The organism is Streptomyces flavofungini, from assembly GCF_041028215.1.
Lineage (GTDB): Bacteria > Actinomycetota > Actinomycetes > Streptomycetales > Streptomycetaceae > Streptomyces > Streptomyces flavofungini_B.
The window spans coordinates 1-9,747 of sequence record NZ_JASKYR010000250.1 but is presented as its reverse complement, the minus strand read 5'-3'; the positions used below and the strand labels follow the sequence as shown (position 1 = coordinate 9,747).

General features: G+C 69.2%; 5 protein-coding genes and 1 pseudogene. 2 read left to right on the top strand and 4 right to left on the bottom strand.

Annotated elements, in window-relative coordinates; translation table 11 throughout:
- Nucleotides 1-250 precede the first annotated feature (250 nt).
- Both acs and AB8Z36_RS18645 read right to left on the bottom strand, forming a co-directional pair.
- A complete protein-coding gene (gene acs / locus AB8Z36_RS18650) occupies nucleotides 251-2,209 on the bottom strand; it encodes an acetate--CoA ligase (protein WP_369214465.1) in 1,959 nt (652 codons plus the stop codon).
- Between the two features lie 116 nt (nucleotides 2,210-2,325).
- Nucleotides 2,326-4,674, bottom strand: a complete 2,349-nt coding sequence (locus tag AB8Z36_RS18645) for a bifunctional SulP family inorganic anion transporter/carbonic anhydrase (RefSeq protein WP_369214464.1) — start codon at nucleotides 4,672-4,674, stop codon at nucleotides 2,326-2,328.
- A gap of 299 nt (nucleotides 4,675-4,973) precedes the next feature.
- On the opposite strand from AB8Z36_RS18645, the gene AB8Z36_RS18640 reads away from it, so the two are divergent.
- Nucleotides 4,974-6,452 carry a hypothetical protein gene (locus AB8Z36_RS18640; protein ID WP_369214463.1) on the top strand — a complete coding sequence of 493 codons (1,479 nt, stop codon included), beginning with the start codon at nucleotides 4,974-4,976 and terminating at the stop codon, nucleotides 6,450-6,452.
- A 59-nt stretch (nucleotides 6,453-6,511) separates the two neighbouring features.
- On the opposite strand, the gene AB8Z36_RS18635 is transcribed toward AB8Z36_RS18640, so the two are convergent.
- Complete coding sequence (locus tag AB8Z36_RS18635) at nucleotides 6,512-7,492, bottom strand: nucleotide-binding protein (RefSeq protein WP_369214462.1); 981 nt, start codon at nucleotides 7,490-7,492, stop codon at nucleotides 6,512-6,514.
- Nucleotides 7,493-7,593: 101 nt separating this feature from the next.
- Here AB8Z36_RS18635 and AB8Z36_RS18630 point away from each other — a divergent pair, with 101 nt between their 5' ends.
- On the top strand, nucleotides 7,594-8,409 hold the full coding sequence (locus tag AB8Z36_RS18630) for an oxidoreductase (RefSeq protein ID WP_369214461.1): 816 nt from the start codon (nucleotides 7,594-7,596) through the stop codon (nucleotides 8,407-8,409).
- Between the two features lie 377 nt (nucleotides 8,410-8,786).
- Here the strand turns inward: AB8Z36_RS18630 and AB8Z36_RS18625 are convergent.
- Nucleotides 8,787-9,630 (bottom strand): annotated as a pseudogene (locus tag AB8Z36_RS18625) (HAD family hydrolase).
- Nucleotides 9,631-9,747: the final 117 nt, after the last annotated feature.

Sequence of the window (9,747 nt, the reverse complement as noted above, 5' to 3'; positions counted from 1 at the left end):
GCGGTCAGGTGGGCAGGACGGAGCACATGCCGACCAGACTTCCCGGCGCACCTTGGGTACTTCTACCGTGCGTCCCGGCCGCGCGTTCTTGTCGCGGCCTTGACGCGGTTTCCAGCCTACCCAAGCGGCGCTCGGACGTATCCGGCGATCTTCACTTTACGGAGAAAGAGGGCACCCGGCGCGCTGCCGGATGCCCTCTTTCTGCCGTTCGGTTCCCAACCTTCCGCCGCTTCGCTCCGCGGCGGCCGGGTCAGTCCTCGCTGGGCGCCGCCGGGAGCCGCGTCTGGATCAGGTCCATCACCGAGGAGTCCGTGAGCGTGGTGACGTCACCCAGCTCGCGGTTCTCCGCGACGTCCCGCAGCAGGCGCCGCATGATCTTGCCGGAGCGTGTCTTCGGCAGCTCCGCCACCGGCAGGACGCGCTTGGGCTTGGCGATCGGGCCGAGCGTGGTGCCCACGTGGTTGCGCAGCTCGGCGACGAGACCCTCGGCCTCCGCGTCGGCGGAGCCGCGCAGGATCACGAAGGCGACGATGGCCTGTCCGGTCGTCTCGTCCGCGGCACCGACGACCGCGGCCTCGGCGACCGCCGGGTGCGAGACGAGCGCCGACTCGACCTCGGTCGTCGAGATGTTGTGCCCGGAGACGAGCATCACGTCGTCCACCCGGCCGAGCAGCCAGATGTCGCCGTCCTCGTCCTTCTTGGCGCCGTCGCCCGCGAAGTACTTGCCCTCGAAGCGCGACCAGTACGTGTCGATGAACCGCTGGTCGTCGCCCCAGATGGTGCGGAGCATCGAGGGCCACGGCTCGGTCAGGACCAGATAGCCGCCACCGCCGTCCGGCACTTCGTTGGCCTCGTCGTCCACCACGGTGGCCGAGATGCCGGGCAGGGCGCGCTGCGCGGAGCCGGGCTTGGTCTCGGTCACGCCGGGCAGCGGCGAGATCATCATCGCGCCGGTCTCGGTCTGCCACCAGGTGTCCACGATGGGGCACTTGTCGCCGCCGATGTTCTTCCGGTACCAGATCCAGGCCTCGGGGTTGATCGGCTCGCCGACCGAACCGAGCACCCGCAGGCTGCTCAGGTCGAACTTCGCGGGGATGTCGTCGCCCCACTTCATGAACGTCCGGATCGCCGTCGGCGCGGTGTAGAGGATCGTGACCCCGTACTTCTGGACGATCTCCCAGAAGCGGCCCTGGTGCGGGGTGTCGGGGGTGCCCTCGTACATCACCTGGGTCGCGCCGTTCGCCAGCGGGCCGTACGTGATGTACGAGTGGCCGGTGACCCAGCCGATGTCGGCGGTGCACCAGTAGACGTCGGTCTCCGGCTTGAGGTCGAAGACGGCGTGGTGGGTGTAGGCCGCCTGCGTCAGATAGCCGCCGGAGGTGTGCAGGATGCCCTTCGGCTTCCCCGTGGTGCCCGAGGTGTAGAGGATGAAGAGCGGGTGCTCCGCGTCGAAGGCCTCGGGGGTGTGCTCGGTGGACTGCCGCTGCGTGATCTCGTGCCACCACACGTCGCGGCCCTCGGTCCACGCCACGTCCTGGCCGGTGCGGCGCACCACGAGCACGCTCCGCACACCCTCGGCGCGGCCGACGGCCTCGTCGACGGCGGGCTTGAGCGCGGAGGGCTTGCCCCTGCGGTAACCGCCGTCGGCGGTGATGACGACCTTGGCGTCGGCGTCCTTGATGCGGGCGGCGATGGCGTCCGCCGAGAAGCCGCCGAAGACCACCGAGTGGGCGGCGCCGATACGGGCACAGGCCAGCATCGCGACGACCGCCTCGGGGATCATCGGCAGATAGACCGCGACGCGGTCGCCCTTCTGGACGCCCAGCTCGGTCAGCGCGCCCGCGGCGCGGCTGACCTCGTCCTTGAGCTCGGCGTAGGTGATGGCCCGGCTGTCGCCGGGCTCACCCTCGAAGTGGATCGCGACGCGGTCGCCGTGGCCCGCCTCGACGTGGCGGTCGACGCAGTTGTACGCGACGTTGAGCTTGCCGTCGGCGAACCACTTGGCGAACGGCGGGTTCGACCAGTCGAGCGTCTCGGTCGGCTCCGTGGCCCAGGTCAGCCGGCGGGCCTGCTCGGCCCAGAAGCCGAGCCGGTCAGCCTTGGCCTGTTCGTACGCCTCCGCCGTGACGTTCGCGGCGGCTGCCAGCTCCGCCGGCGGCGCGAAGCGACGCTCCTCCTTCAAGAGGTTGGCCAGGCTTTCGTTGCTCACGACATCTCCCTTGCACTGCTTTGCCGGAGGCGACCGTTGTGTCCGAAGCCACAGCTCATCAGACACAACACGGTGTGACAAGGGGCTGCCGAAAATTGGTTTAGACCTTTACTCGGTCACGGCTGTCGCGCCGTTGCTCTCGTGGGTCCCCAGCGCGCGGGTGCCACCTGATCGAAGACCTCATAGGGCAACCGCTCCACCTCGGACCCCTCCGTCAGCAGATAGGACTGCGCCTCTCCGACGTGGAAGTACATACCGTGCAGCTCAAGATCACCGGCCGCAAGTCGACGCGCCACCGACTCGTGCGCCTTCAAGTGCTCCAGTTGCAGGACCACGTTCGTGAGACAGAGCTGTTCCACCGGGTCGGCGGGCGCCCGGCCGGCGAGCCGGGCCCAGTCCTCCCCCTTCGCGGCCAGCCGCTCAAGGCTGGGCAGGCCGTGCCGCAGCCACCGCCACAGCGGCGTCTTGGTGTCTCCCTCCGGAATGTTCAGCAAGGCCTGCATCGCGCCGCATCCGGAGTGCCCGCACACCGTGATGGACCGCACCTTGAGCACATCCACCGCGTACTCGATCGCGGCACCGACCGAGTCGTCGCCGCTCTCGGCGCCCGGAAGCGGCACCAGATTGCCCACATTGCGGACGACGAAGAGGTCGCCGGGGCCGCTCGACGTGATCATCGAGGTGACGACCCTGGAGTCCGCACAGGTCAGAAAGAGCTGCGCGGGCTGCTGCCCCTCCCGGGCGAGCCTGGCGAGCTCGCCGCGGACATGAGGCGCGGTGTTCCGCTGGAAGGCGCTGATTCCGCTCGCCAGTTGATGCCCGCGCGGCTTTCCTGCCTCCTGCTCCTCCTGCGGGCGGTCGCAGTGGTGGTTGCGCCACGCGGTCCATGGGCGGCAGCAGGAGTCCGCCGCGTGCGCGGGCTCGGCGATGCGGGTCCCGGCGCGGCCGGTGACCTCGACACTCCCGCCGTGCGCGGTGTGCGCGTCCTGCCAGCACTGCAGCGACTCGAACGCGGCATGGTCCATGAAAGAGCCGTCGAGCTCCACTACGGCGTCCTCCCCTTGAGGAACGAGATGCAGGGTCCTGCTGAGCCGGGGCACGGCGAGAAACGTGAGCTGTCCGCGTACGTGGACGTGGTGGACGCCGGCCACCTTCTCGTGGGTGATGCGGGTGCGGGCGAGGCGGTGCAGCGCGACGCCGACGGCCACGGCGATGCCGAGCGCAACGCCCTCGAGAACGCCGAGGACGACCACGCCGAGGGTGGTGGTCGCGTACACGACGATCTCGCGGTGGCGGGTGATGGTGCGGATGTGGTTCAGGCTGACCATCTGGATGCCGACGGCCATGACGAGAGCGGCGAGGGCCGCCAGCGGGATCAGCTCCAGGACGGGGACCAGGAGCAGCGCGGCCACTACTACCCAAACGCCGTGCAGCATCGTGGAGTTCCTGCTGACGGCTCCCGCTCGCACATTGGCCACGCTGCGCACGGCGACCCCGGCGACGGGCAGGCCGCCGAGCACGCCGGAGACGATGTTGGCGCTGCCCTGGCCGAGCAGCTCGCGGTCGAGGTTGGAGCGCCGCACGCTCGTGTTCAGCTCGGGCCGCTGTGCGGTGAGCTTGTCGACGGCGACGGCGCCGAGCAGGGACTGCACACTGCACACGAGGGTGGTGGTGAGCACGGCGGCGGCGATGCCGAGCACGGGGCCTTCGGGCAGACCGGCCAGCGCGTGACTGCGCCACGAGGGCAGGTCGACCCGGTCGACGCTGAGCCGGGCGAACCAGGCGAAGCAGGTCGCGACGGCCACCGAGACCAGGGCGGCGGGCACGACGCGGGTCACGCGCCCCGCCCGGCCGGGGATGCGGGGCCAGAGCAGCAGGACGACGAGGGTGAGCAGGCTGACCGACAGCGCGGCGGGGTGCAGGGTGGCCAACTGGGCGGGCAGCGCACGGAGATTGTCGAGCACGGCGCTCTGCGGGGTGCCGCCGAGCACGATGTGCAGCTGGGCCACGGCGATGGTGACGCCGATGCCCGCCAGCATGCCGTGCACGACGGCCGGGCTGACGGCGAGGGCCGAGCGGGCCACCCGCAAGCAGCCGAGGCCGAGTTGGGCGAGTCCGGCGAGGACCGTGATGGCGCAGGTGGTCCGCCAGCCATAGCGGTGGATCAGGTCCGCCGTGACGACCGTGAGACCGGCGGCGGGGCCGCTGACCTGGAGGGGTGATCCGCCGATCCGCCCGGCGACGAGGCCGCCGACGGCGGCGGCGACGAGGCCCGCCTGAAGCGGCGCCCCGGTCGCGAGGGCGATGCCGAGGGAGAGCGGCAGGGCGATCAGGAAGACGGCGATCGACGCCGAGAAGTCGGCTCCCGCGATGCGGAACCTCTTCTTCGGCGGCGGGGCGTGCGGCTTGTGGGCGCTGGGCTCGTGGGCCGAGCCCGTCGTGTCGGTGGGGGCGCAGGCAGTCATGTGTTCCCGTCTCCTCCGGGGCAGCGCGGTCGCGGACATGGGGGCCCTCCGGAAGTGGTGCGGAGAGCGGATCGCGGCCGTGGATCACGGCGTAAAGCGGCGGGATGAATCAACGCTCGGTAAACGAACAGTAATGCAGAGTAAAGGTCGTGGATGGATTTTCCGGGCAAATGGGGCAACAAGTCACTCGGATGAGCGAATAAAAACTTTTATCGGCTTGTCGGATCGGCCATTTCAGGACGGCAGGCGAGGCTGCTGTCCGTTCTGTCCCGACTTGCACGAAAGAAGGTGGGCGGAAGATGGCCGCCACCCGGAGAGTCACCGCGAGCCTCACCGCCCTCGTGGCCTGCGCGGCAGCATTGGCCGGCTGCGCCGAGAGCGGCAGCGGCGCGAAGGAGGGCGCGCACGGCGCGAAGAAGGGCGCCGGTGCCCCGCCCAAGAGCCCGGTCCGTCTGATCGGGGACGGCTCCACCGCCTACACCGGCAAGCAGCCGCATCTGCCGCGCCCCGAGCGGCTGAAGCCCGGCCAGAAGCCGCCGCAGTTCGTGGTCTTCTCCTGGGACGGCGCGGGGGAGGACAGCCAGAAGCTGTTCTCCCACTTCCGCAAGGTGGCCAAGCGGAACGACGCCACCATGACGTACTTCCTCAGCGGCGTGTACATGCTCCCCGAGAAGAAACGGGAGCTCTACAAACCCCCGCGCCACCTCACGGGCAGTTCGGACATCGGCTTCAATGACCGCAAGGGCATCGAGGACACCGTGGATCAGCTCCGCGCCGCCTGGCTGGAGGGCAACGAGGTCGGCACTCACTTCAACGGCCACTTCTGCGGCAAGGGCCGCGGCGTGGGGGAGTGGTCCGTCGACGACTGGAGAAGCGAGATCAGACAGGCCAAGTCCTTTGTGAAGGCCTGGAAGACGAACACCGGCATGAAAAAGGCGAAACCGCTTCCCTTCGACTACGAGAAGGAGCTGATCGGCGCCCGCACCCCTTGCCTCGAAGGCCAGAAGAACTTCATGCGGGCGGCGCGCGAACTGGGCTTCCGCTACGACACGAGCGGCGTCAACAACCAGCTCTGGCCCAAGAAGAAAGAGGGCCTCTGGGACCTGTCGATGCAGCTCGTGCCGGTCCCTGGCCGCAAGTTCGAGACGCTCACCATGGACTACAACTTCATGGTCAACCAGTCCGGCGCGACCTCACAGGGCGACCCCGCCATGCACGAGTACTGGGGCGACCAGATGCGCGACGGCCTGCTCCAGGGCTTCGACCGGGCCTACACGGGCAACCGCGCGCCGCTGATCATCGGCAACCACTTCGAGTCCTGGAACGGCGGCACGTACATGCGTGCCATCGAGGAGACCATCGAGAAGGTGTGCACCAAGTCCGAGGTGCGCTGCGTCTCCTTCCGGCAGCTCGCGGACTGGCTCGACGCGCAGGACCCGAAGGTTCTCGCACGGCTGGAGAAGCTGCCGGTCGGGCAGGCCCCGAAGGAGGGCTGGGCGGGATTCCTCTCCGCCCAGCCCGCACCGGCTCCGAAGGGCGTACCGGGCGCTCCGGCCCACAAGTCGTCCGCCAAGTCCGCAAAGTCCTCCTCGGAGAAGTCCGAGCACAAGTCCAAGCACAAGTCCGAGGGCAAGTCCGAGGACGAGTCGCCGAAAAAGTCCGGGGACAAGGCAGGCAAGGCAGACAAGGCGAATAGGGCGGATAAGGCGGGCAAGGAGTCGGACGAGAAGCCGGGCAAGAAGCACGGCAAGAAGCACGGCAAGTCCGACGAGGACTAGGAGCGGGGCCAGGGAGACGGGACTGGGCGTCACCCAAGTCCTCCGGTGTGTCGCCCGCCTCAGGCCGTGGCCACCACCTGCTCACGCAGGACGAAGTCGGGGTCGACCTGGCCCGCCAGGTCGGCGCCCGTCCGTTCGTTGCCCCAGCTCTGCGCGTTCTTCAGATGGAAGTGCACCATCTGGCGCGTGTACCGCTCCCAGTCCCGCCGCGCGTACGAGGCGTCGACGGTGGCCTGGAGCGTCCGCAGGGAGCGGCGATTCTCCTCTTCGAGCAGCTCGAAGCGGGGCGGGCGGCCCTTCTCCATGGCGCGCACCCAGTCCGAGTGTCCGACGGTCACCAGGAGGTCGTCGCCGACCTGCTCACGCAGGAAGTCGATGTCGTCCTGGCCCTGCACCTTGTTGCCGACGACCTTGAGGTCCACACCGAAGTCGCGTGCGTACTCCTTGTACTGCCGGTAGACCGAGACGCCCTTTCTCGTCGGCTCGGCGACCAGAAACGTCAGGTCGAAGCGCGTGAACATGCCGGAGGCGAAGGAGTCGGAGCCTGCCGTCATGTCGACGACCGCGTACTCGTCGCGGCCGTCGACCAGGTGGTTCAGGCACAGCTCCACCGCTCCGGTCTTGGAGTGGTAGCAGGCGACGCCGAGGTCGGCTTCGGTGAAGGACCCGGTGACCATCAAACGCACGGTGGCGTCGTCGAGTTCCACGGTCCGAGCACACGCGTCGAACACCGGGTTGTTCTCACCGACCCGCAGGAGCCGGGAGCCCTCGCCGGGCGGTGTCGTCTTGATCATCGTGTCGGCGGAGGCGATGCGCGGATTGCAGCCCCGCAGATACTCCTTGATGAGCGGCAGGTGCGCGCCGAGCGCGGGCAGCTCGGCGGCGTCCGTCTCGTCGAGGCCGAGCGCCGGGCCCAGGTGCTGGTTGATGTCGGCGTCGATCGCGATGACGGGTGCGCCGGTGGCGGCGAGGTGTCGGATGAAGAGCGAGGACAGCGTGGTCTTGCCGCTGCCGCCCTTTCCTACGAAAGCGATTTTCATAACCACGTAGCGTAGTGGCTCGATTACTTCGCGTGCGCGACTTGGGTGAAGAAGACCACTCCTTCGTGGAGGGCGGCTCTTCAGTACGTAGGGTCGTACTCATGAGTACGACACCCGATCCGCTCGCGGCCCTGGGAACGATCCCCGGCGTGGCCGACTCCGTGGACTCCGTGCGCAAGGCGGTGGACCGGGTCTACGGACACCGGGTCATGCGGCGCCGCAGCAACGAGGTCACTTCAGAGGCGGCCCTGCGGGGTGCCCGCGGGTCCGCGGCGCTCTCGGGCGCCGAGTGGGCTCTGGAGGAGGTGCGCAGGCGCAGCGACTTCGGCGGCGACGACGAGGCCCGCGCGGTCGGCGGGGCGCTGCGGCTGACCGCCGAGGCGGGGCAGCTTCTCTCCATCTGGCGGCAGTCGCCGCTCCGGGTTCTGGCGCGCCTGCATCTCGTGGCCGCGGCCGACGCGGACGAGGCGGCCGGGCGGCCACGCCTCGCGGGCGAGTCCGTCGAGGAGCCGCTGATCGAGCTTCCGCWGCCGGACGCGGATGAGGTGGCGGGGCGCCTGGACGGCCTCTCCCGGCTGATCATTCAGGGCGGCTCGGCACCGGCCCTGGTGACGGCCGCCGTGGTGCACGGCGAGCTGATCAGCCTGCGGCCCTTCTCCTCGTACAACGGCCTCGTCGCGCGCGCGGCCGAGCGCATCGTCCTGGTGGGCAGCGGCCTCGACCCGAAGGCGATCTGCCCGGCGGAAGCGGGTCACGCGGAGCTCGGCAGGGCGGCCTACGTGGCGGCGCTCGAGGGGTACGCGTCCGGCACCCCTGAGGGCATGGCGGCCTGGATCGCGCACTGCGGCAAGGCGGTGGAGTTGGGCGTCAGGGAGTCCACGGCGGTCTGCGAGGCGCTGCAGCGTGGGGCGGCGTAACGGCGCCAGTGGAGCGCGTGGGGTGCTCGCGAGGCCCCCGGGCGGGATTGAGGGCCGCTTGCGCGGGGGCGTGGGCCCCTAAACAGGGTTGCGGCGGTACGGAGATCCGTACCGCCGCTGGCATGTTCACCGTGTTACCAAGCGTCCTCGATATGTTGCCCATCAGGTCGGGACTTTGCCCGTCACCTGGTGCGGCTGGCCCGTAATCGACGGGTCGACGTCGCGTGGGTGCTCGGTGTTCATGCTTCGGTCCGTGGGGCCGTACTGCGTTTGAAGGTGATCCTCTCGGATGTCCTTGGTCTCGCGGGCCGTTGACTCCTTTGTACTCCTGTCCTGGAGTAAGCGGAAGCCCTGGCCGCACTTCTTTACTTTTGGGTTCAAATACGGTTGAAACGGGCGCCGGTGGGTGTGCGGCGGCGGCTGGCCAGCCAGACGAGGCTCGCGGTGGCCGCGCGCGGCACCCACCGCGGCCGCCGCGATCAGAGCGGGACGGGGCGGGGCGGGCAGGCGCTGCTTGAGCCGTACCGGCCGGTGGAAGTCGAGGATCGGCCACGCGCGCGTGACGGCCTCGCGGCGGAGCGCGCGGTCCGGGTTGACGGCGAACGGGTGCCCGACCGACTCGAGCATCGGCAGATCGGTCGCCGAGTCGCTGTAGGCGTAGCAGCGGTCGAGGTCGTACCCCTCCGAGAGCGCGAGCTCTTTGATCGCCCGCGCCTTGGTGGGGCCGTACGCGTAGTACTCCACCTCACCCGTGAAGCAGCCGTCCTCGCCGACGACCATGCGGGTGGCCACCACGCGGTCCGCGCCGAGCAGCTCGCCGATCGGCTCGACCACCTCGGCGCCCGACGTGGAGACGATGACGACGTCCCGCCCTGCCGAGTGGTGCTCCTCGATGAGGGAGGCGGCCTCGTCGTAGATGATCGGGTCGATCAGGTCGTGCAGGGTCTCGGCGACGATTTCTTTGACCTGTCGCACGTTCCACCCGCGGCACAGCGCGGAGAGGTACTCGCGCATCCGCTCCATCTGGTCGTGGTCCGCGCCGCCCGCGAGGAACACGAACTGCGCGTACGCGGTGCGCAGCACCGCTCTGCGGTTGATCAGGCCGCCTTGGTAGAACGACTTGCTGAAGGTGAGCGTGCTCGACTTCGCAATGACCGTCTTGTCCAGGTCAAAGAAGGCGGCAGTGCGAGGCAAGGAGTGGTTTTCCACGAGGTCGAGCATAGGCGCCCACCATTCGGCGTAAGCTGAGGCGCGTGGGTTTGCCTGAGAAGGCTCTCGGGTACACCATGGAAGTCACGGATCGTTCGCGACCGTGCTAACCCGGTCTGGCTCCTCCCC